The sequence below is a fragment of the Colwellia sp. 75C3 genome (genome assembly GCF_002836255.1).
Lineage (GTDB): Bacteria > Pseudomonadota > Gammaproteobacteria > Enterobacterales > Alteromonadaceae > Colwellia.
Genome location: NZ_PJAU01000061.1, coordinates 334516 through 358315 on the forward strand (window position 1 = coordinate 334516; position 23800 = coordinate 358315).

Annotated in this window: 14 protein-coding genes and 3 pseudogenes; 11 read left to right on the plus strand and 6 right to left on the minus strand. The window is 37.1% G+C overall.

From position 1 onward, the window contains the following. The first annotated feature begins 89 nt into the window (after positions 1-89). From CXF85_RS22595 to CXF85_RS22610, 4 genes are all read left to right on the plus strand, one after another. Positions 90-1100, plus strand: a complete 1011-nt coding sequence (locus CXF85_RS22595) for a LacI family DNA-binding transcriptional regulator (protein ID WP_101230901.1) — start codon at positions 90-92, stop codon at positions 1098-1100. A gap of 1429 nt (positions 1101-2529) precedes the next feature. Beyond that, positions 2530-3477, plus strand: a complete 948-nt coding sequence (locus CXF85_RS22600) for a hypothetical protein (RefSeq protein ID WP_232771311.1) — start codon at positions 2530-2532, stop codon at positions 3475-3477. 3 nt (positions 3478-3480) lie between these two features. After that, a complete protein-coding gene (locus CXF85_RS22605) occupies positions 3481-4425 on the plus strand; it encodes a CsgG/HfaB family protein (protein ID WP_101230903.1) in 945 nt (314 codons plus the stop codon). A 2-nt stretch (positions 4426-4427) separates the two neighbouring features. Beyond that, entirely contained in the window at positions 4428-8879 is a 4452-nt protein-coding gene (locus CXF85_RS22610; protein WP_101230904.1) for an FG-GAP repeat protein, read from the plus strand. Positions 8880-9466: 587 nt separating this feature from the next. On the opposite strand, the gene CXF85_RS22615 is transcribed toward CXF85_RS22610, so the two are convergent. The 3 genes from CXF85_RS22615 to CXF85_RS22625 form a co-directional block, all read right to left on the minus strand. Then, on the minus strand, positions 9467-9994 hold the full coding sequence (locus CXF85_RS22615) for a DUF3750 domain-containing protein (RefSeq protein WP_101230905.1): 528 nt from the start codon (positions 9992-9994) through the stop codon (positions 9467-9469). Between the two features lie 72 nt (positions 9995-10066). Next, positions 10067-11239, minus strand: a complete 1173-nt coding sequence (locus CXF85_RS22620; protein WP_101230906.1) for a vWA domain-containing protein — start codon at positions 11237-11239, stop codon at positions 10067-10069. Positions 11240-11246: 7 nt separating this feature from the next. Next, positions 11247-12080 carry an AAA family ATPase gene (locus tag CXF85_RS22625; RefSeq protein WP_101230907.1) on the minus strand — a complete coding sequence of 278 codons (834 nt, stop codon included), beginning with the start codon at positions 12078-12080 and terminating at the stop codon, positions 11247-11249. Positions 12081-12359: 279 nt separating this feature from the next. On the opposite strand from CXF85_RS22625, the gene CXF85_RS22630 reads away from it, so the two are divergent. Both CXF85_RS22630 and CXF85_RS22635 read left to right on the plus strand, forming a co-directional pair. Then, the gene (locus CXF85_RS22630) at positions 12360-12968 is read left to right on the plus strand and encodes a glutathione S-transferase family protein (RefSeq protein ID WP_101230908.1); all 609 of its coding nucleotides are present in this window, start codon (positions 12360-12362) and stop codon (positions 12966-12968) included. A gap of 74 nt (positions 12969-13042) precedes the next feature. Next, entirely contained in the window at positions 13043-13735 is a 693-nt protein-coding gene (locus CXF85_RS22635; RefSeq protein WP_101230909.1) for a crotonase/enoyl-CoA hydratase family protein, read from the plus strand. A 186-nt stretch (positions 13736-13921) separates the two neighbouring features. Here CXF85_RS22635 and CXF85_RS22640 read toward each other — a convergent pair whose 3' ends face one another. Then, complete coding sequence (locus tag CXF85_RS22640; RefSeq protein WP_101230910.1) at positions 13922-15946, minus strand: NADPH-dependent 2,4-dienoyl-CoA reductase; 2025 nt, start codon at positions 15944-15946, stop codon at positions 13922-13924. Between the two features lie 217 nt (positions 15947-16163). Here CXF85_RS22640 and CXF85_RS22645 point away from each other — a divergent pair, with 217 nt between their 5' ends. Both CXF85_RS22645 and CXF85_RS22650 read left to right on the plus strand, forming a co-directional pair. Continuing rightward, the gene (locus tag CXF85_RS22645; protein ID WP_101230946.1) at positions 16164-16778 is read left to right on the plus strand and encodes a TetR/AcrR family transcriptional regulator; all 615 of its coding nucleotides are present in this window, start codon (positions 16164-16166) and stop codon (positions 16776-16778) included. A 139-nt stretch (positions 16779-16917) separates the two neighbouring features. After that, the gene (locus tag CXF85_RS22650; RefSeq protein ID WP_101230911.1) at positions 16918-18144 is read left to right on the plus strand and encodes an HD-GYP domain-containing protein; all 1227 of its coding nucleotides are present in this window, start codon (positions 16918-16920) and stop codon (positions 18142-18144) included. A 64-nt stretch (positions 18145-18208) separates the two neighbouring features. On the opposite strand, the gene CXF85_RS22655 is transcribed toward CXF85_RS22650, so the two are convergent. Both CXF85_RS22655 and CXF85_RS23255 read right to left on the minus strand, forming a co-directional pair. Beyond that, positions 18209-19513 carry a hypothetical protein gene (locus tag CXF85_RS22655; protein ID WP_101230912.1) on the minus strand — a complete coding sequence of 435 codons (1305 nt, stop codon included), beginning with the start codon at positions 19511-19513 and terminating at the stop codon, positions 18209-18211. 427 nt (positions 19514-19940) lie between these two features. Continuing rightward, a pseudogene (locus CXF85_RS23255) lies at positions 19941-20009 on the minus strand (S24 family peptidase); the annotation flags it as partial. A gap of 283 nt (positions 20010-20292) precedes the next feature. Between CXF85_RS23255 and CXF85_RS23450 the strand changes: the two are divergent. The 3 genes and pseudogenes from CXF85_RS23450 to CXF85_RS22675 form a co-directional block, all read left to right on the plus strand. Beyond that, positions 20293-20640: pseudogene (locus CXF85_RS23450) on the plus strand (PAS domain-containing protein); the annotation flags it as partial. Between the two features lie 99 nt (positions 20641-20739). After that, positions 20740-21257, plus strand: a pseudogene (locus CXF85_RS23455) (GGDEF domain-containing protein). A 345-nt stretch (positions 21258-21602) separates the two neighbouring features. Next, positions 21603-23717 carry a S9 family peptidase gene (locus CXF85_RS22675; protein WP_101230915.1) on the plus strand — a complete coding sequence of 705 codons (2115 nt, stop codon included), beginning with the start codon at positions 21603-21605 and terminating at the stop codon, positions 23715-23717. Positions 23718-23800 lie beyond the last annotated feature (83 nt).

The following is a 23800-nucleotide window of genomic DNA, read 5'->3' on the forward strand; positions in this document are numbered from 1 at the left end:
TAATTAAAGCTGACTTGATGATAAGCCCATAATTAGTGTATATTGCCATCACTCTCAAGTAGTAAGCAATAATGTAATCATTTACCCTTATGACAACAATAAAAGACGTAGCTCGTATCGCCGGCGTTTCAGTAGCATCTGTTTCACGTGTACTAAATAACGGCCCCAAAGTTAGTAAAGCGACTATTGAAAAAGTATCAAGAGTAATGAAAGAGCTAAACTACACCCCGAATGCCAATGCCCGCGCTTTAGTTACCCAGAAAAGCACTACGCTGGGCGTCGTTATACCCAACTTAATAGACCCTTTTTTCGCCTCTTTAGCGCATGGCGTTGAGCAAGTCGCTCGACAAAAAAACAGGCAATTATTATTAAGTACTGCCATGGTCAGTGCTGAAACAGAAATGCAGGCCATCAATTTATTAATTGAAAGGCGATGTGATGTGATGGTAGTGCATAGTAAAAAACTATCCGATCAAGCCTTGATTGAATTAGCGAATAAAGTGCCGGGCTTAGTACTCATTGACCGCTATATTGAAGCAATCGCGCCACGCTGTGTTTGGTTAGATAATCTTGAGGGGGGTAAAATAGCTGCACGTCATTTATTAGCATTAGCGCATAAAAGCTTTGCCTGTGTTTCCAGTAAACACCAAATAGACGACCCACTACTCAGGCTGCAAGGCTTTCAAAGTGAGCTCCAATCAGCGGGCACTAATATTGAAGACGATCTGATTGAATACGGTGAGCCTACGCTTCAAGGGGGTGAAATAGCCACGCAAAAACTACTCGCTTCAGGAAAAAGTTTTTCGGCACTGTTTGTTTATAACGACGCCATGGCAATAGGCGCCATTTCTACCTTAGAAGATAATGGTTTTAAAGTACCCTCTGATATTTCAGTACTCGGTTTTGATGATGTATTACTGTCAAGATATTCAAGGCCAAAACTAAGTACACTGAATTACCCTATTGAACAGATGGCCATGCAGGCAGCCAACATTGGCATTGAATTAATCTCAAAACAGCCAATGAACAACAGTGACATAAGCTGTAAACATATTCCTAGGCTTGTTAAGCGAGAATCAACCAGTTTTAACGTTAATTAATCTTTTTGCTTAGTCGCAAAGTAGTTATTTCTTTAATTCATCAACACGTTGAAAGTTAATCATAAAACAACATTGCCATACTATTTACTATTTACTGCTATAATAAATAACTCTATTTATACCCAAGCTACCTCAGGATTCAGCTGGAATTAGAAACGCCTTTAGGCGAGGCACTTTGAAGATAATAGTTATTCAGGAGAATATGCTCCTGTATTCTCTATTAACACCATCCGTGTAGCGTTATTATCAATAACGATGGATAAAGCGTTTCTAAATCAGCCATTCTGGGACCTCGGAGCAAATCGCATTCATCGTTATGTAGTTCATTAAGGGAATAAACATTAATGAACTACACGCCTTGATCATGAATCGCTCAGGCGCCCTGAAACGAGCATTTTGAAGTCACTTGGCTATATACTCACTTGCTAGACAAAAAATGCACAGCTAAGCATCTTATGAAATATAAAGTTCAAGAGATAAAATTAAAGCTACCCCCTGCCTTTCTCAAAAGCATTTTATTTTTTCCTCTATTACTAAGCTTTAATTGCTTTGTTTAATAAGCGTCCAAATGGATTTCAAAAAAACTCTGTAGTGCTCGAGTGATATTGGCCACGACCTTATCTGTATTCATGATTTCATTTGAGCATATAGATAGTAAATAAAAATAAGTAGCAGAAAAGTTTAGTGAGAAAAGTCTAAGGCGCAATGTGCCCCTTAACGAGTTAGAGCTAACCGTCACTTTTTCCACATTTCTGACCTAAATTACTCCTCAAAATTAGCCCTGTTTATGTTAACTTGGATACGAAACCGGACGTTAGCCTTGGCTTATCTAGCGACAAGTGATCCGACATTGCAGTCATTAACATCAATAATTTCTTGGGCTGTTTACAGTGTTCAGAAGGTGTAAACCTACCTTTATTATGACAAGCAACTAAGCCAAAACAGTCATAAAGACTTTAAATCAAAATGGCAGCTCTTCCATGGTAAAGTTAACATTATAATCAATGATTATATTATGATTTCTGTTCGCTAATCGCCGATATTAGCCTTTAAAAATCAAGTTCTAATTAGCTTTATGACCAAGTAAAAGCTAATAGCTAGCCAAATATTTTACTCCGACATGCTTACACGACATACAAGCACAATATTTTGACCCAAGGAAGTGGGTCGCTAAGTTAGCTGACTATAAAACCGATAATAATGTATAGTGTTTAAACTGACATGGAAGTAGAACAAAGTGGTGCATCTGATCGCTTTAAACGTACCCATTAAACTGCCTTAGAGTATAGTTTTTTATTGATATACTTAATCGCAGCTAATAAAAATAAAAATGAGTTAGGGAAAACGCATGAACAAACAAGGCTCTCTATTAACGATAGTATTCACTCTACTCTTATTTCTCATACCCACACTAGCGCAAGCATTTACAGTGAATATTGTAAATAACGGCAGGGCCATATTTGCTAGTGATAATAGCCCTTACTCGATTACGTTGACCGCTAAACCAAACTCACTTATTGATATATCTTGGAAGCTAACTTCACTGGGGCGGACTTTATCTAGCGGAGTAAAGTCTATTAGACTAAATACCAGAAAAAACGTGAAAGCCTATTTACCTTTGAGAACCCCGCCGGTTAAATCAGGAGTAAAGGTAAAAGCTCAGTTAATTATCGACGCTGTTTACAGTACCGACTCGACGATCAAAGAGCATTATGAGTTTGATCTGGATATTTATGGAGAAAATATATTTCTACATAAACAAAGTTTTTATCAAAAACTCAATATTCAGTTATTCGACCCTGTAGGGCAAACAAGTAACATCTTTGATAAATTAAAGATTCCTTACAGTACATTATCTAGATCAAAACTAATAAATTTCTCCGATAAAGGCTTTATTGTTATAGGCGTTGGTGTAGATATTAACCATTACAGAGGTCTCCCGACAGTATTAATCGAACTAGCTCATAAAGGGCATCAATTACTTATTTTGCAACCTGCTTCTGCAACATTGCCATTGTCTAAACTTGCATCAGGTTTAGGCGCTAGTTCCCCAAGTATATTTTTATCGAATGAAACTGTAATTCCTAATTATATCCAAAACTATCAATGGGATACTGATAGTGGTATAAAAAGCAATCACATTATATTGAATAGCAACCGTCAAGAAGTGTCTGCCCAAGTTGTCGAGTCTAAACATGAGGGCTGGGATTGGTTTCATTTGAATTATCATCAATCACAAGGGAAACTTATTATTTGTATGTTGCCCTTTATTGATCAATTAGACAGAGATCCCATCAAACAAATTATTTTTGGTCAACTACTCAATTACGCCAGTAACCAGTCAAAAAATATAAAAAATAGATTATTAAAGGAATAAAAAATGAAAAAAATGGCCCTACTATTTACATCGTTTATCTTAACGTTAGTTTCCCATGCAAGCATCGCCACTGAAGATAACGCTGTTTATCCTGCTGCCATTTTTAACTTTGTTGAAAAGGGGCGCAACCTAAATGATATTGGAGAAAAGATTAGTAACGTTATTTTTGCTTCCTTAGTTGTAGATCCAAACATTACTTTAGTTGACCGAGAAGAGCTGGATAAACTCGTAGATGAAGCCACCCTTAATTTATCTGGTATGGTAAATAGTCAACAAGCTAATCAGATTGGTCAGTTAACTGGCGCAAAAATAATTGTTACTGGCACCGTATTTGAAATAGGAGACAATTTAATGATAGTCTCCAAGATCATTGGTACTGAAACGAGTAGGGTTTTAGGTGCATCAGTTAAGGGTAAGGTTGACGACAGTCTTATTACATTGGCAGAAAGTCTATCCGTTCAAATTGCGAGCACAATCAAATCCAACGCGGGAATATTGGTAGCGAAGCCAACAAGTAGAAGTGACGACTTAGCCAGATTAAAAAAACAAGTTAATACTACCAACCTTCCAAGCTTAGCCATTAATATTAAGGAGCACCATATTAATAAGGCTTCAATTGACCCTGCGGCAGAAATTGAAATGATGTTTTATTCTTCGAAAGTTGGCTTTGATGTATTCGAGAAAAATTCACTTGAGGCTAAAAAATCCGATATTTTGATTGTAGGGGAAGGTTTTACCGAGGTTGCAACACGTAAAGGGAATATTGTTGGCGTAAAAGCAAGGCTTGAAGTCAAAGCTATTGATCGAAAAACTAACAAAATACTCTTTGTTGACAGACAAACAGAACTTGAAGTTGATTTAAGTGAAATGATTGCCTCAAAAAAAGCTCTTGCAACAGCATCAGCGAAGATTGCGATGCGCATGTTACCTAAATTATCTGGTTTATAAAAATGGAGCAACCGGAGTCACTTAGGGATAAACTCAACAAAGAGCGTCATATAGGAAAATCACCACTGGCTAGATCGTTATCTTTTTTTGTAATCATTGCTTTTGTTTTCGTGGTTATTCTTCAAGATCGTGGCGTTGATGTGCATCAAAGGCTAACACTTGCCTACTCATATTATTTTGGTAACGTACCAAGCCAAACTGAAAAAAATGTATCGGTTGACAAAATAAATATTGAAACGCCTCCATTACCTAACTTGGAGGCGGCAATAGCTCCCGATATGGGCGGCGGTAAAAACAAAGTAGCACCCAAGCAGGACGTTAACGAAACTCCAAGCATAGCTTTACATACATTTGGCTATGCTCAATATAGTCAATCAAACAACGATGGTGAGAATAAAGCCGAGCTTGTCAGTTCGTTACTGATGATTGAATTAGCTCAAAGTGATAAATTAGAATTACTAGATCGTTCTCTTGTTTCTGCTCTTTTTGATGAAAAATCACTTATTTTAGCAAACCAACTACAAGGTACAGCTCAAGCAGAACTGACAAAGTTACCTCTTTCAGAGTTCACATTGATTGGCTCCTTGTTTTCGTCAGCAGGCGTTGACTCTTATAGCTTGAAACTAATTAAGAATAGTACAGGACAAGTAATAGGAGCCTCTAGCTTCGACTTCTCGATAAACTCTATTCAAGACACTATTAAACAGTCGACTATCCTTGTCCATCAATGGTTAGCAAACAGCAAACTAGTACAAAAATCCCAAACCACTTCAATTCTAAAAAAGATTGCATTTGGTCACTTTATTGATGTTAGCGACAACGACACTCAATTAAACCAAGGGAGAGTTATTACAGATCGACTCATAGAAGAGTTTGTCACTGACAATAAGTATTCAATTTTATCTAGAACACAAATGTTTCCGCTGTTTTTCGAAGAATATCTTAGAATGTTTCAATTTCCTGATAAGTCCCAAGAATCCAGAAGAGCAAATACTAATTATTTAATTCATGGTAAATACAGAGTAAATGGTCCTAATGCGGAGCATGCACTGTCAATATATTTGTATATTGACCTATTAGAGCAAGGTCGCGAGCTTGTGGTGTTAAATGCCGAGAACTGGGATCAAGCATTCCTATTAATTAAAGAAACCATTGTCGATTTTTTACCTAACGTTAATAGTGATATTACCGATAAAAATATTGCAGAGTCTAAGAGGCTACTTATTGAAGCGATAGGTGTGCGAGGACAAAGCTCAATAAAAAAACTCCTTTCAGGAAAAAGAGACTTTTCTGAGTTTGATATTAATGGCTTTACTACGACTACAGATCCTAAAATAATTACGTCCGCCAAATTATTAATAGAACAATCTTACGCAAGCAATCCAGGTAATCAATTCTCTAAACTTGCCCTTGCTAAAATTAAGAGTGCAGAAGGTGACACTGACTCAGCAGATAAAATGACGAGAGAGGTTTTAATTAGTCAAGCCGAGGGTGCTTCAGATATAGCTTTTAGATGGCTAAGCAGGCAACGGATGAAATTACGAAAAAATATTAGTGCATCGGCATTTTATTCGCTTGTAGCACCAGAACAAGCAGAGCAGATAAACCTGATGCTCCACAAAAATAAGTATTTATTGGGAGATAACCATCCTAGGTTTAATGAAACGGTGTACGCAAAGCAGGTATTTTTACGTCCAGAAAAATTGAAACTTGAAAATTTCTCACCTGATATTTCCATTCAAATATTTGAGAAGCTTAGATATTTTTATTATACCCCAGGGTGGCAGAGCAATTCTTTTCAAACAGATAAACACAATGCTGAAGCCGTCATTCATTCCGACATTGCCCGCATGGCAAGCAATGTTTATATTATGGATAAAACAAGATTACCATCAATTGATATCTATGACGAAGTACGATTAGAGTCTCAAAAAAGAAGGCGATCCAACCTTGAAATCGCAGTAGATGGCTTTTCCTCAAGCGCATTTTTAGATAACTCCTATTTACGCTCGCTAATATTTCTTAGTCACAGTTTATGTCAAACAGAAATAGCTCGCTGTAGTGCGGGACAAATGATTAATTCTTGGATAGTAGAAAATACCAAACCGAAAAATATCACAGGACGTGGTGGTTGGTATATTAACGTTACACCAGATATTGAACAAAGAGATCGCCTGATATTCCTCGCCGCCGATGCAATAGATCGCGTACACGAGGCCAACACTTCGGAAATGTTTAAACATTCTTTAGTTTCTGATGCGTACTTTGTTAAAAAATATAAAACTAAGTTGGACTTGCTTCTTGATGAGAGGCGTTCAGATAAATCAAAAGAACATGCAAAGCGAATAGCGTATGCTTATCGAGATCTCATACGAGCACACTGTATTCAGCTTATGGAAGATCCTCGAGGTTTATCAAAACCTCAACACTACGTGATCCCTATGGAGTCTTTTGCAAAATTAGCGTTTAAAAACGAAAATATAGCCTTATTACGAAAATCATTACTCGCTGAAGTAGCTCTAGAATACCCTAAAGTATATCCATACTTAATTGCCAACACCTATCCAATTGCTCCTTTTATAACACAAGAGCAGGATGAAATGATCGCTAGCGTGGGCTCAGGAAATATAGTGCCCATTGAAAAATCAAAATTTATGAAGCTGGCATTAGGTATTTTTGAAAAACGGATAAAATCTAACAAGATCAAAGTTGCAGAAAGTTATCTCCCTTACTTTACAGACTTTTATGGGCTGTCCGCAGAAACAGCAATTGATTTTTCTTATTTGTATCACAATATTGGTGACTCAGCTCAGTCAGCTAAAATACTAACCTCTTTTGGGAAAAGTGCTTTCCACATCGATAATTTCGACTTGCCTCATGTTAATGGTGATTATGCCCACCAGGGCTTTGATAAAAATGGTTATTTAGTTTTTTCAAATAAGGAAAATTCAGAAATATATATCACCTATAGTCCAAGAAGTTCCTATAAAACTTTTGACGACGATAAAACTGTTAACGCTTATAACGCCTATTTCTACTATAACAACAGTAAAACAAATTATAGTCTGGGTGAAAATACCCGTAAATGGAAGCTACACACCACAGCAAAAACCCCGTACTCAGGAAACCGTAATCCTAAAAACCCAGAGAAGTTTTCCTTTGGGAATGGCGGAAAGTTATCTGGTGACATGCGATGGGTGTCAGCTACTTCAACAAGCCTTGGAATTAAAGAACCTGAAGAAAATAAAGTGGTAGAAGCAGCTTCTCATGATAAGTACTCTTTAATCGAAGTTTCCCCCTTTCAAGCTAACCGACTACAGCAACCTGAAAATATTATAGAACGCATGTTTGCCGATGGCCTTAGATTTGAAATTAGAAGAGAAGAATACCAATTTGATGTCAGTCAACAATTCGCAATTAAAGATTTTTCTCAAAAATCGGCCATTGGGCCACTGAGAGAGTCTGACTTCAATGCTTGGTTTGCGAAAAAAAGAAACCTCAATACCGTAATCGAACAATTATTCGACAGAGGTTACCTATCGGTTAAAGGGATCCCTTTATTCAATAATCCTCGGGAATTGCGAACACAATTAAAAACTGATTTTCCAGAATATAGCGACTCTGAACATCACAGTATATTAGAAGCCCTTGAAAAGGCAAAAAAGGTCAATAACGCTGGATATGTTGAAATTTACCATCGTAATGGAAACGCCTGGGAGTTAGCCTCAACTCTGAACCCCGAAGATGCTATTTCTAACCGAAGATTTGGCATATCAGTTGCCATAACCGATAAACAAGCGTTGATTTGTAGTTTTCAAGATGGAATATATAGTTTTAAAAAGGTAGGTATTAAGTGGATCCAACAAAAGAGAATAAACGCAAGGTGTGATCAAGTTGTTATGACGAATGACTGGGCTGCGGTTAGTTCACGGGAGAAAGTATCAATCTACAAAAATGAAGAAGGATCTTGGCATCAAACGCAGATATTACAACCTGATAAATATCTAGAAAGAAAAGATCAAAAACACAACTTTGAATACTTCGGAAATGCTTTAGCTATATGGAATGATACCTTAGTTATCGGTAACCGTTATGGAGGAGATAAACGAATAGGTGAAGCTTATATTTTTTCGATACAAAATAATGAATGGCAACAAACAGAAATATTAGCGCCAAATTCTAGTAACTCTTCATTTGGCAGCTCTGTTGCAGTAAATGAAAATACCTTAGTGGTAGGTGAGCCAACTAACGGTGACTCTAAAACACCTATATGGCAAAGTGGCTCGGTGTTTGTTTATGCCAAATACAATAATCAATGGCGGCTTTCATCACAGCTTGTAGCCAAGGATAGAACTAAAACTAGGAAGTTTGGTAATCAGGTATTGTTAAAAACAGGTAAAGATCCTGCTGTGCTAGTTCTTTCAAGGAAAGACGTATTTAGATACGACTTGTAATTCTAATCATATAAAGAGAATTTTATATAAAAATACAGGGGAATAAGAATAGTGTTAAGTGTTATTAAGCAGCTGAACCCTATTCATTAGTATGTCTAGCAACATAAAAGTGATAACTTCTTAGGAAATAATTTATGTCATCTATAAGGTCGAAAAGTTGTCCCTCGTTGCATCTAATTCGTTATGCTAGCAAAAAAAGTATTAAAGGTAATATTATTAAGGGCAGCTATAGGCTCTGAACTGCCGTTAGTAACTCAAAAGCTAATGTCTCTGGCTAGAAGCTGAAGTATTGATTTAGTTACTCGTAGCTTATGCAATTGGGAGCACAGATGTAATTGTCCAATTACGAGTAGATAAGAGGTATATTACTCAGCACTATAGTTTCGCGTACAAAAAAGTAGAGGTTCACTTGAAAAGGTATTTGACGATTGTTGCCATTATAAAATGAATTAAAATCGAAATATTTATGATTTTTATGTAAGAATAATAAGTATAAAAACTGTCAGTCTTCGATTTTTGTTGTGCCTGTTTATGACGTAATTATATATAACATCGCAAACAGGCACACTGCTTTACTCAAACGACAGTTAATCCGCGTAGCCACTGCCAATGGCATTAAAGGGAAGCTCTAATTCAAGCTCAGGGACTTGAAGGCCTATCCAAGCGACAAAAGTATTGCTATTAGGGCCTGGGAAAACACTGTACTCATTTATCCAAGGATAAAGAGCGATAGCCTGCTGAATCTTAGGAATGAGTAATGAGGCTTTATCACCTTTAATCGAAAGTAATAAATCAGGTTTTGAGCCATACCAGTATCTATCTGGTGTAAGGGTTTGATATTGCCTAATTGCAGGTAACCCACGTTTTACTTGCCAGCCTATAACCTCATAAACACTATATTCAGTCGCTTTCTCTGCTTTAATTGCGATCCAAGGGTGAACAGCAAACCAGCCACGCCAACTAAAAGCATTCGCCGCATAAAATTCAATAATTGCTCTGTTGTCTTCACTTGGCGCCGTTGCAATACCTGCAGGCTGTCTACTCGCTGTACGCCAATCATTATTCGAACAAGCACTGATAAGTAAGACAACGCAGATAATACTAAAATATCTCATATTCCTTCCCATACACTGGTTAATTTATAAATTTCAATTGCCTTACACTGTTCGATTGTTGCAATATTTGGCTTAGCTGATTTCTTTTATTGCTCGCCCTATACCATCAACCGTTAGCGGAAACATTTTGCTGTCAATCAACTGATTGATCAGTGATATAGAATGATAATATGACCATTGCGGCTCAGGTTGTGGGTTTAACCAAGCAACTTTAGTAAAATGACTGGTTATTCTATTCATATAGTCACTGCCTGGTTTTTCATTCCAGTGCTCAACACTTCCGCCTGGCGCAATTATTTCGTAGGGTCCCATGGTGGCATCACCAACAAATATTACTTTATAATCAGAGCCAAAGGTTCTTATGATTTCTTCTATATCAATGGTTTCGGTGTAACGTCTTTCATTGTCTCGCCACACTTTTTCGTAGACACAGTTATGAAAATAAAAGAATTCTAAATGCTTAAATTCACTGTGCGCTGCTGAAAATAACTCTTCGCAGGTATGAATATATTCATCCATAGAGCCACCAATATCAAAGAACATTAATACTTTTACTGCGTTATGACGTTCTGGCTCCATATGTACGTCTAACAAGCCGCCATTTTTCGCCGTTGAACTTATTGTGGTATTGATATCAAGTTTTTCACTAGCACCGGTACGGGCAAATTTTCTTAATTTTTTCAACGCCAGTTTTATATTTCTCGAACCCAATTCTCGGTCTTGGTCAAAGTTTTTAAACTCACGCTTATCCCACACTTTTACTGCGCTATTATTTCGGTTTTTATCCTGCCCTACTCTAATACCTTCCGGATTATAGCCATAAGCACCAAAGGGAGATGTCCCACCTGTGCCGACCCATTTACTTCCGCCAGCATGGCGTTTTTTCTGTTCTTCGAGGCGCTCTTTTAACGCCTTCATTAATTCTTCAAGGCCACCTAACGACTTGAGCTTTTCTTTTTCTTCAAGGCTTAAGTTCTTTTCAAACTCCTTTCTTAACCAATCTTCAGGTAACAGTCGGTCAAAAATATCAATCTGTTCAATACCTTTAAAATATTCAGCAAAGGCACGATCATACTTGTCGTAGTGAACTTCATCTTTAACCATCACTATTTTAGCAAGGTTATAAAAGTCATCTACATCCGCAAAAATCACACCCTTTTTCAAAAGTGCGATTAAATCTAAGAGCTCGCGCAAGCTACACGGCACCTTGTGCTTTCTTAATGCTAGAAAAAAATCAATAAACACGGCTATATCACCTGTTTCTTCGGCTCATAAAGGCGAGCTTTTCCAGTAATGTAACGTCTTGCTCATTTTTCAATAAGGCGCCAAATAGTGGAATAACATCTGATTTATTATCCATTAATACGTCTTGAGAGATATCATCAGCCATTAACAGTTTCAACCAATCAATTAATTCAGACGTTGAAGGCTTTTTCTTAATGCCCTTTAATTCTCTTAACTCAAAAAATACTTCTAATGCTTGCGTTAATAGCTGTTGTTTAACATCAGGATGGTGAACATCTATAATTTTTTGCATTTCAACTTTTGTTGGAAATTTGATGTAGTGGAAAAAACAGCGTCGTAAAAACGCATCTGGTAATTCTTTCTCATTATTTGAGGTAATAATAATAATTGGTCGTTGTTTTGCTTTGATCACCTGCTGAGTTTCATATACAAAAAACTCCATTTTATCAAGCTCTTGCAACAAATCGTTAGGGAATTCTATATCCGCTTTATCAATTTCATCAATCAGTAATATAGGTCGTTGATCTTCTTCGAACGCCTGCCATAACTTACCTTTAACAATATAGTTACCGATATCGTTGACACGTTCATCACCCAACTGGCTGTCACGCAATCGTGATACCGCATCATATTCGTATAAACCTTGTTGCGCCTTCGTGGTCGATTTAATGTGCCATTGGTACAACTTACAGTTGAGTGATTTGGCCAATTCTTCAGCCAATTGTGTTTTACCTGTACCTGGCTCACCTTTAATTAACAACGGTTTTTCTAGTGTGATCGCGGCATTAACGGCTAAACGAAGATCGTCTGATGCAATGTAATTCTCTGTACTGTTAAACATATTACTACCTATTTAAGAATCTATTGAGAGCCTATTAAAACTCTACTCAGATGACAATTTTATCAATTTAAAATTGTCAGTGTAAATTAGCTGATGATTTATGCTTGTCTGGATAAAAGATAAGACTATTGAGTTAGTCGTCTTCAAATTCAGTGCATTTGTGAACGAAATAGTAACACCAATAAATGCCAGTAAAAACACAATAATAAAACAATCGTTTTAATTGTCTGTTTTTATTTTATAATAAGGAAATTACAGTATATAAAAGGTAAAAATATTATGATTACTATTCATCATCTTAATAAATCAAGATCGAAACGCGTTATTTGGTTATTAGAAGAACTTAAAATACCGTATAACATAGTAGAACATCAACGTGATCCAATCAGTAATTTAGCGCCAGAGAGTTTGAAGTTGATTCACCCTTTGGCTAAAGCCCCTATTATTGTTGATGGTGAGATCACCTTATGTGAGTCTGGCGCGGTAATGGAATATATCCTTAATCAAACAACAGCTGATACATTAAGACCCGCAACTAACAGTCATGAATATTATCAATACTTAGAGTGGTTGCACTTTGCAGAAGGCTCGTTAAGTTTACCTGTGATTACAACATTACTGATGTCTATGGAAGATCGTGATGGGACAAAGCCATTGGATGGCTACATCGCTAAAGAAATACAACTCGACTTATCGTATATCGAAAGTACATTAAATGAACGCTGCTATTTTTCAGGTGATAATTTTAGTGCGGCAGATATTATGATGACAATAATATTAGAAATTGCTGATAATCTTGGCTTACTGCAAAACAGAATAAAGACCAACGCTTATCTTGCCTCTATGCAACAACGTTGCGCTTACCAAACAGCAGCAAGTTACGGATAAAACCACATTAAATTCGCTGCTGTAATAGCTTATAAAGCTTACGCATAACCATAAAATAACCCTTAGGAATAACCATGAAATTAATCGATTTTTCGATAAATGAAAAAATTGCAGTAATTACGTTAAAAAATGGCAAGGTTAATGCTATTTCGTCTCAAGTAATAACAGAAATAAATAGCGCATTAGATCAAGCAGAAACAGCTGGAGCCGTGGTAATTATAACAGGTCAGCAAGGTATGTTTTCAGGTGGTTATGATCTAAAAACTATGAAAGAAAGCTCCGCTTCAGCTGTTGCTCTGGTTACCGCTGGATCGACATTGACTCGTCGTATGTTGTCATTCCCATTCCCTATAATTGCGGCTTGTAGTGGTCACGCTATTGCTAAAGGTGCCTTTTTATTGCTCAGTTGCGATTTTCGTATAGGAAGCACAGGTGCATTTAAGTTAGGATTAAATGAAGTCGCTATTGGCATGACTATGCACCAAGCAGGTATCGAATTAGCGCGTAATCGCGTACCTATTAATTATTTAACACGCTCAGTGATTAATGCTGAATTATTCAGCCCTGAAACAGCAATAGCGGCCGGATTTCTCGATACTGTTGTTCAACCTGAACAATTGATGGCGACAGCAATAGCGGCTGCTAAGCAAATGCTTACGCTCAATATGACCGCACATCACGGCACTAAATTAAGAGAGCGAAAAGAAATGTTGCAGGCGCTAGATGTTGCAATAGAAATAGATTCAACCATGACATTAAATTTGTAGACCAAGTTTTAAACGTAAGTCATAGGAGCAGGAACGAAGATATTAGTCACTTGTTGGTAATATCTTCGGACCGTTTAGCATTGAATAGAGCGGTAAGTATATCACTGACGACTTCGCCACCTCCAATGGCATCCAATGCTAACCTTGTCTCAGTCTCATCAATAACTTTATAACACGCAAGACAATCTACAGTTGAGTTGCTAAAACCAGACCTTGTTTAATTGCACGCTTAGCATCAAGCTCTGCCGCCACATCTGCACCACCAATTAAATGGTATGGCTTATTCAAACCTGCCACTAATTCTCTAGCAGGGTCTTGGCCGGCACAAATAATGATATTATCAACATCGAGTATCTGTTTTTCTCCTGCGATGCTTAAATGTAAACCTGCATCGTCAATTTTGTGGTACTGACAAGAAGAAACCATTTTTACTTGCTTGTTTTTAAGACCCATACGATGGATCCAACCAGTAGTTTTACCCAAGTCAGCGCCTACTTTAGTCTCTTTACGCTGTAGTAAAAACACTTCACGTGCGGGTGCTGATACTTGTGCTTTGACCCCTTCAATACCTGCGCGTGCTTGCAGTGTCATATCAACACCCCACTCTTTCATATACGCTTCAATATTTTGACTTGTCGATTCGCCTGAATGTACTAAATATTCAGAGACATCAAATCCGATACCACCCGCACCAATTACCGCTACTTTTTTGCCTACCGGCTTTTTATGTCGAAGCACATCAATGTAGTTCAAAACTTTTTTGTGCTCAATACCTTCAATAGGTGGTGTACGCGGATTGATTCCCGTAGCTATCACGACTTCATCAAAATCACTCTCATTTAGCTCTGTAGCAGTTACTTTAGTGTTTAATTTAACGGTTACACCCGTTAACTCAAGTTGGCGAGAAAAATAACGAATTGTTTCAGAGAATTCTTCTTTACCTGGTACTTGCTTGGCTATATTAAACTGCCCACCGACTTCATTTGCCCCATCAAAAAGTGTTACCTCGTGACCTGCTTCAGCAAGCGCTGTAGAGGCAGACAAACCTGCCGGTCCTGCACCCACTACTGCAATTTTTTTCACGAGCTTTGTTGGAATAATATTTATTTCTGTTTCAAAACAAGCACGAGGGTTAACTAAACAACTGGCCATTTTCCCTAAGAACACATGGTCTAAACAAGCTTGATTACAACCAATACATGTATTAATTTCATCGCTACGACCTTCTGCCGCTTTATTAACAAATTCAGCATCAGCTAAAAAAGGACGCGCCATTGAAATCATATCGGCATCGCCATTTTGTAATACTTCTTCAGCCACTTCAGGGGTATTAATTCGATTGGACGTGATCACTGGGATACTAAAATGTTCCTTATACTTGGCTGTTACCCAAGTAAAAGCAGCACGCGGCACCTTGGTTTGAATAGTAGGTATACGCGCTTCATGCCAGCCAATACCGGTATTGATAATTGTGGCTCCAGCCTTTTCAATCGCTTGACCAAACTGAACGACTTCTTCAAAAGTACTGCCACCTTCAACAAGATCCATCATAGACAAGCGGAATATAATGATAAATTGTTCGCCAACGGCTGCACGGATACGACGAACCACATCAACACCAAATTTTATCCGGTTCTCATAAGCGCCGCCCCATTCATCATCACGTTGATTGGTTCTTAAAGCAGTAAATTGATTAATAAAGTAGCCTTCAGACCCCATTACTTCAACACCATCGTAATTTGCTTCTTTTGCTTTTAGTGCCAGATTAATGAATCCTTGCAGTTCGTCTTCTAGCATTTCAGCGGTAGCCGCTTCTGGTTTAAATGGATTAATTGGCGCTTGAATGGCCGATGGTGCAATGGGTTTATGATTAAAGGCATAACGACCTGTATGCAGTATTTGCATACAAATTTTACTGTCATACTTATGTACTTCGTCTGTAATCGCTCTGTGTTTGGCAATGTCTGCTGCTGTTTCAATCAACTTAGTATCAGGGTGAGTAGCACCACGTTTAGTTGGACCATAACCGCCCGTTACAATAAGCCCACAACCTCCTTTGGCACGTTCACCAAAAAAGGCAGCCATACGTTTGGTTCCATCGGGGTGTTCTTCTAAACCTGTGTGCATTGAGCCCATTAGAATTCGGTTTTTAAGCGTAGTAAAACCAAGATCAAGTGGTTCAAACAACTTTGAAAATTTTTGCTTAGACATGGTTTTCTCTCTTTATATTGCGCAGTGAAATTTCAATACTTTCACTGCTTATGTTAAAAAATGAGGTTATTCCGCACTGATTAATTTATTGGCCAAATTAGGATCACACACCCCAAGCTCAAGTTGACACTGTCAAGTTAGCGTAAACAAAAGATACACCTTGAATATGACACTGTCAAGATTGCTTGTTCGAGTGTTTATTGCTAAATTGCCTGTTATGAAAAATATTGAAGAAAAATCAAAGTATCACCACGGTGATCTACGCGAAACGCTGCTGGTAGTGGCGACTGAAATGTTACAAGAAAGTGGTCTAAAAGAAGTTTCCTTACGTAAACTTGCTTCACGTGTCGGCGTTTCTAGAACAGCCCCTTACCATCACTTCAAAGATAAAAACGCCCTGCTTTGTGGTATAGCCGAAAAGGGGTTTGAGCAACTACACCAAATCAACAAATGTGGCTCTAAACTTGAAAAACTGTCAGTAAAAGAACGTTTTTATCGCTTTATCCATGATTATATTCAATTTGCTAACAACAACCCTGAACTTTATGAGTTAATGTTCGGCCGTACAATATGGAAAGATGAAAGTAGCACGCTTGAACTGCGTGATTCAGCCTATCCTTGCTTTCAATTTCAAGTAGCTATGACTCAAGAATGGCAAAAACAAGGGCTGTTTAATGTCGATGATAATGCCTTGCGGGTATCCCAAGTCTTATGGGGCACAGTACATGGCATAGCTAAGCTATTCATTGATGGTATATATACTGATAACAGTAAAATTGATGAGATTTGTGATTATGCAGTCAGACTATTTCTAACAAATTCGAAAGAATAAAAATATTTGCCTATAACGGCTATCTGTTCAAAAGCCAATAGAAAGGTGACATGTCAGTTACTTCAACTATGATTATTAAATGCATGTACTATGTTTTATCGTTTATTTTTCTTAAGGACTAACATTTGAGCAATATCTTATGACAAATAACCCCGAGTCCACTGCGCAAAAAATAACAGTCGATCAACTTGAGCCTGGTATGTATGTTTTGTCTGTTCGAACCAAAGGTAAGGCGGTCAGTGTAAAGTCTGAAGGTTATATAAGTTCTAAAGAAAGTATCCAAAAGCTGATTAAAGCAGGTATTACTCACTTAACCGTAGATCCCAGTAGACAAAAACAAGTAGAAAAAATTGATAAAATCCTGCCAGAAGTTAAAGAAAAAATAACGCCAGCCAAGTCGAAAAAAACGGGTAATGGGATTTCATTAGATCAAGAAATGAACAAAGCCAGTAAACTCTATGATGATGCAAAAAGTTTACAGCATAAGATCCTTAACAACCTTACCGAACACAAAACGATTAATGTATTAGAAGCAAAAGAATCTACCGATGCCATTGTCGACTCAATATTTCGAAATAAAGATGCATTATCTTGCATGACACGCCTACGTATTAAAGATGAGTACTTAGTAGAACATTCGCTCAATGTTTCCATCTTAATGGCTTTATTTGCTAAGCATTTAGCCTTTGACCGTGAAATTATTGAACAACTAGCCCTTGGTGCTTTTTTGCATGATATCGGTAAAGTATTAGTCCCGCCTGAAATATTACACAAACCAGGGAAGCTGACACCACAAGAGTATGATGTGATGAAAAGCCATGTCGACTTAGGCATGCAAGTGCTCAAAGAAAGCCCTGACTTACCTGAACTCGTGTTGGAAGTAGTACAGCAACATCATGAACGTCTTGATGGTAAAGGTTATCCTAATCAGTTAAATGAGCAAAAAATCACTCAGTATGGCCGTATGATAGCCATAGTGGATAGTTACGATGCTATGACGGCAGAGCGAGTTTATAAGGCTGGTATGCATCCTATCAAAGCCTTTAAAATTTTAATGAATGATGCACCGAATAGTTATGATAATACCTTGGTTGAACAATTTGTTAACTGCCTTGGTATCTACCCAATAGGTACTTTAGTCAAACTTACCAGTGGTAAACTTGGCCTGATAAGCCGCTTAAATACAAGTCAGCCTTTACAACCTTGTATTCGAGTATTTTATAACACTCGACTTAATCAAGCCATCGCAATGGAAGAGCTAGATCTTAGTCAAGCTAAGCATAAAGATCAGGTTGATTGCTGTATCAAGCCTAGTGAGTTCAATATTAATTTACTCCGTTTTTTCAAAGCGGCTTTTCAAAGTTGATCAATTCATAGAGCATAGCTACCAGCTAACCACATTTAAGGGCTATTATAACTAATAGTAGGTATTAACCTTTGTCCCTCTTCGCCTTATACTTTCGATATCTGTTGATATTCTTCTGTAATGCTTCTTTTACGGTAGATTGCTCAACAAACTCTGCTGCTTTTTTCGGATTATTGCGAGCAAGACTTCGATGAATACTGTTAGAAATATTCAACATGTCTTTGTCATTGCTTACTAAGTGGAGATTATTGATGACAAAGTCCGTATTACCATAAACCGAAGATTGGAGCAGCTTTATGGTCGATTGTCCCTGATCAATTTCCGTTTGTTGATTAAGCCAATTCAATGCTGTTTCTGGATCCTCCCTGCTCCATTTAACAATTATATTGTCGGCATAACGTTGTTTTACTTTTGGTTCCGCCTTATCTAGATACCAGTTGGCCGCCGCCGTTGGTTCAGATCTTATCCAGCTTCTTAATACTTTTTCTTGTAACTTTGATCTTTCCTCACTGTCTTCAACGGTCTCAATCCATTCAATGGCTTCTTGTGGATCGCGTGTAACCCATGAATGAACAACATTATCTTTGAGTCTTCTGTCTGCCAATTCATTTGTTCTTTCCATCAGCTCCGAAAACTCAGCTTTTGTAGTAAAAACCTTTGTCATGCCTGTAACAGCACTGTATGTACTCCTTGAATTATGAGAAAGTTCGATAAGCCTATCGAACGCACTCTGAAAATCCTGTTTAGTTAATTGCGCGAAGATAGGATTTAGTACATTTGAGTTATTAGCAACGATACCTTTAGATCCATTTTGATTAATAAACCAGTAATACGCGGCAAGCGCATCTTTTTTCGTCCAGGTTCGAATAACACTTAATGTTACCGACTCTTTTGATTTTTTCGAGGTAAGGTGTTCTTCTATGTAGGCCAATGACGCTTGCACGTTCTCTTCAGCATATTTACTTAACAATATGGATAATAGCGATAGATTTTCTTTATCATTAGCCGTATTTTCCAACTGCGCCAAAGCTTGTTCTAATTCTTGTTTGCTAAAGGTATTAATCAGGTTATAAGCTTTTGCAATACTCGCCATATCCATACCATTACCAAGTATTGATTTAATCTCATCTAATGTTTCATTCATGCTGACGACCGCCACTTTAAAAGTATTATTATTGTGAGGGGTCTGCTTTTTAGAAGATGTTACAACCGTATTTTTTATGTTTTCATTATCTACGAGTAATGCATTTTCGGTCAATATAGAACGGTTAGAAGACGTTAGCTCGGATGACTGAGATTTATAACTATAACCAAGATAAAAAGTGATAAGCAGGGAGAGAGTCCATAGCAGTCCAAGTATTTTATTCATTAATCCTATATCCTTATTTTTATTTTTATTTTTAAACCAACGAAGACTACCCAATTTTATTTGTAAACCCAGAACGGATTTGAACCACCCCTCTTAATAAAACACTGGTAAAGCCCTATTACTTATTTTACTTGATCTATATTTTGTCTCGTTTAAATAGACGACTCACTGATGGGATATTAGCTATATATAATAAACCTTAATTTAATTAATCCGTTAGGTTATCTAATGCAATACATAATCTCATAATTTTAGGCCCGCACAAGTAAGTGGATATAAAAAAGATGTAATAAAGGTACAATAAAGATAAACAATATTTTTAATATAAATGTCTATTTAGTGTACTTTTATCCACATTAGTTTCTTTCCAAACAGCCCTCCTTATTCCATGGTCTATAAGGAGCTGCTCTAACGATAAACCTAGTTATTTATATTCTGCGGCAGGTGATTCGAAACCAGAGATCCCTGCTTCGATATAAACGGGTATAACTTTCATAATTAAAAACCGCAAAACTGTATATTTAAATAGTGTGGTTTTATTGGATGACTTTAGGACGTTTTATTAACAAAGACAGCATGAAAAATATATTTTCACTCTGTGAATATCAGCTTGGCTTATTAGTTACGTTATCTTTTATTATTCTATTTTCTTTAACAAAAACATTAGCTTTAGCGTATATGTTTCCTATACTTCATTTTCTAAGAGGAAAATATATCTCATGAAATAAATAGCCCCTTGTACAGAAACCCTATCAAAGCTTCAACTTCGTTTAGAGTTAATTTTAACTCATGCTGGTGAAGGCATATATGGCTTAGATGTTACTGGAAAAACCGTTTTTGTTAATAATGCCGCGGCCAAAATGGTTAATCTTACCTTAAAAGAAATGCAACAAAGCTCAAATCACTCACTTGTTCATCACCACAGACCAAATGGCAGTGAATACCATCAGCGAGATTGTCCTATTTTTTCAACGCTTAAAGATGGCATGCCTCGTCACGGCGATGATGAATATTTTATCCGAGCTGATGGTTCATTTTTTCCTATTGAATATTTCGCCAATGCTATTATTGAAAATAACGAAATTACTGGTGTCGTGGTTAATTTTATAGATATTACGCAGAGGAAAAAAGACAATGAGTTACTTTTACAGTATCAAACAAACTTAGAATCATTGGTCAATAAAAAAACCCAAGCACTACAAGAAGCAAATAAGAAGTTATTGAAAATGTCTTTAATAGACGGTTTAACCGATATTTCTAATAGACGCGCTTTTGATACAACTTTAGCTAATGAAATGCTTCGTGCGACTAGAAATAAAGAACACCTTACCTTGATGATTGCTGACATTGATTTTTCAAACAATTTAACGATACATATGGACATTGTGCCGGCGATGAATGCTTAAAGGCCGTTGCTTCAACGATAAATAAAACCTTTAGAAGGCCTGGTGATTTTGTTGCCCGATATGGAGGAGAAGAATTTGCAATAATTATCCCTTCAATATCTCTCGACCAAAGCATAACAATGGCAAACGTGTTAATTAAAAATATAGAATCACTTGAAGTTGAAAATAAACTTTCAAGCTGTAGCCGTTTTGTCACCATAAGTTTAGGGTTAGTAAATTATATACCTTCACCGGAGAATACCGCTGAAGAACTGATCAATTTTGCTGATAAAGCGCTTTATCATGCAAAAAAAACGGGTAAAAATAAGTGTGATATTTATGAGTTAGATAAATTCTAAGATTCTTCTCTTTTTGTTCCATAACATTATCGCTTCAGTGCCCGCTTTAAACTGTTGTGATATAAAAATATCACAACAGTTCATTTAGATATATTTATCATCAACTTAATTAGTGAAAAACTCACTTATGCACGCTTTTTATAGCAGAATATAGATATAATCTCCACATTATATGCAACCAGCACCTTATTAAATAATATCTATCAGGCGACAATAATCATTGTTCAAAGAGTTGAATTATTATTTTTTAAATAATGACTAACTTAATGTTTAAAAGCTCGATAAACTTGTTCTTCATATTTTTCTTTAGTTATAAATACAATTTCATTTAAATAGGAGCACTTAGTGCCAACATCTTCACTTATATCAGCTACGTCAGACAACAAAATTGCCGCGCCAATTGCTAAAAAAATTCCCCATAAAATGGAAATTCATGATCATCAACGTATTGATAATTATTATTGGATGCGTGATGACCAGCGAACTGATGAAGAAATATTAGCACACCTTAATGATGAAAATAACTATGCTGATGTTATGTTAGCGGATCAAAAACCGTTGCAAGAATCACTGTTTGAAGAGCTGAAAGCGCGTATCGTCAAAGACGATAATACCGTGCCAGAAAAAGACGGTAAATATTGGTATCACAGCGAAATTAATGGTGAGCAAGAATATTCAAATTATTACCGTTCAACCAGCTTTTCAGGTGAAAATAAAACGCTGTTATTAGATGTTAATGATCGAGCTAAAGACCATGAGTTTTATGATTTAGGTGATTTATCGATAAGTCCTAATGATCAATTAATGACAATATCGGAAGATACTGACAGCCGCCGTATTTACACTATTTACTTTAAAGACCTGAACAAACCTTCTGACTCACAAGACGTTTATTTAACAGATACGCTCATTGAAACTGAAGGACAAATTGTTTGGGCTAATGATAATAAAACCGTATTTTATGTAAAAAAAGATCTAGAGACCTTATTAGGCACGCAAGTTTACCGCCATAAATTAGGCACGCCGCAAGCTGATGATGTGCTTGTGTATGAAGAAGACGATCACAGTTTTTATATGAGTTTAGATAAGAGCAGAGATGATTCTCAGCTTTATATTTGTTTGCATGCCACTGAATCAACCCATTATTTAGCGCTCAGTGCAGATGAGCCTGATGGCGAGTTTGACGAACTATTTCCGTATCAAGAACAGCACGAATATCACGCTGATAAAATGGGCGAAAACTTTTATATTGTCACCAATTATCAAGCTAAAAACTTTAGATTAATGAAAGCCGCTGTCAGTCAGGTTAATGATATCAATAACTGGCAAGAAGTGATCCCACACAGAAAAGATGTATTGCTAGAAGGCATTGAATTATTTGAAAATTTCATTGTGGCCACTGAACGAGAACACGGACAAATTCGTTTTATTGTTCATACCACTCAGGGTGAAAATGCTGGCCATCACTATCCTTTATCTTTTGATGATCCTTGCTACTTTGCTTGTCTTGGCGATAACCCTGAGCCAAAAAGCACCACAGCAAGATTATACTATTCAAGCTTAACAACACCTGGCTCTTTATTTGAATTCGACCTAGCTACCGGTGAGCGAAAGCTACTTAAACAGCAAAAAGTATTAGGTGACTTTACCAAAGAAGATTATCAATCAGAGCGCTTATTTATTACTGCTCGTGATGGCATAGAAGTACCGGTATCTATTGTTTATCGCAGTGATAAATTTAAAAAAGATGGCACTAACCCACTACTACAATACGGTTATGGTGCTTATGGTATTACCATAGACCCTGACTTTTCCAGTCAAACGTTGAGCTTACTCGACCGAGGTTTTGTTTACGTTATCGCTCATGTTCGTGGCTCAGAAATGTTAGGCCGAGAATGGTACGAAACAGGAAAAATGGCACATAAACAAAATACCTTTAACGACTTTATTGATGTTACTAAGGCATTGGTTTCACAAGGATATGGCGCTAAAGATAAAATATTCGCCTCTGGTGGAAGTGCTGGCGGTTTGTTAATGGGTGCAGTGGTCAATCAAGCACCTGAACTCTATTTAGGCATCGGCGCCCATGTGCCATTTTTAGATGTGTTAACAACTATGCTCGATGAAAGCATACCGCTAACCACCAATGAATATGACGAATGGGGTAATCCAAATGAGGCAGAAGCTTACAATAGCATCTTAGCGTATTCGCCTATTGATAATATCAGCGCGCAGCACTACCCCAACATTCTTGTTACCACCGGATTACATGACTCACAAGTTCAGTATTTTGAACCAATGAAGTGGGTAGCAAAAATGAGAGAGTTTAAAACAGATGATAACCTGCTGCTCTTTAAAACTGATATGGAAGCAGGACATGGCGGTGCTTCAGGGCGTTTTAAAAGTTTAAAAGAAAAAGCCTTAGAGATGAGCTTTTTTATCTCATTGTTAGCTAAGTAAATTGCTGACTTTGTTATTCACAAGCTTGGTTTCTCACGTTTGTGAATAACAAAGATCACCTAAAAAAATTGAGCTGAAATCCA

Bases quoted from the DNA above. Each gene is read 5' to 3' on its own strand.
- CXF85_RS22595 (WP_101230901.1), top strand. From the start codon at position 90: ATGACAACAATAAAAGACGTAGCTCGTATCGCCGGCGTTTCAGTAGCA.
- CXF85_RS22605 (WP_101230903.1), top strand. From the start codon at position 3,481: ATGAAAAAAATGGCCCTACTATTTACATCGTTTATCTTAACGTTAGTT.
- CXF85_RS22610 (WP_101230904.1), top strand. From the start codon at position 4,428: ATGGAGCAACCGGAGTCACTTAGGGATAAACTCAACAAAGAGCGTCAT.
- CXF85_RS22615 (WP_101230905.1), bottom strand. From the start codon at position 9,994: ATGAGATATTTTAGTATTATCTGCGTTGTCTTACTTATCAGTGCTTGT.
- CXF85_RS22625 (WP_101230907.1), bottom strand. From the start codon at position 12,080: ATGTTTAACAGTACAGAGAATTACATTGCATCAGACGATCTTCGTTTA.
- CXF85_RS22630 (WP_101230908.1), top strand. From the start codon at position 12,360: ATGATTACTATTCATCATCTTAATAAATCAAGATCGAAACGCGTTATT.
- CXF85_RS22635 (WP_101230909.1), top strand. From the start codon at position 13,043: ATGAAATTAATCGATTTTTCGATAAATGAAAAAATTGCAGTAATTACG.
- CXF85_RS22640 (WP_101230910.1), bottom strand. From the start codon at position 15,946: ATGTCTAAGCAAAAATTTTCAAAGTTGTTTGAACCACTTGATCTTGGT.
- CXF85_RS22645 (WP_101230946.1), top strand. From the start codon at position 16,164: ATGAAAAATATTGAAGAAAAATCAAAGTATCACCACGGTGATCTACGC.
- CXF85_RS22650 (WP_101230911.1), top strand. From the start codon at position 16,918: ATGACAAATAACCCCGAGTCCACTGCGCAAAAAATAACAGTCGATCAA.
- CXF85_RS22655 (WP_101230912.1), bottom strand. From the start codon at position 19,513: ATGAATAAAATACTTGGACTGCTATGGACTCTCTCCCTGCTTATCACT.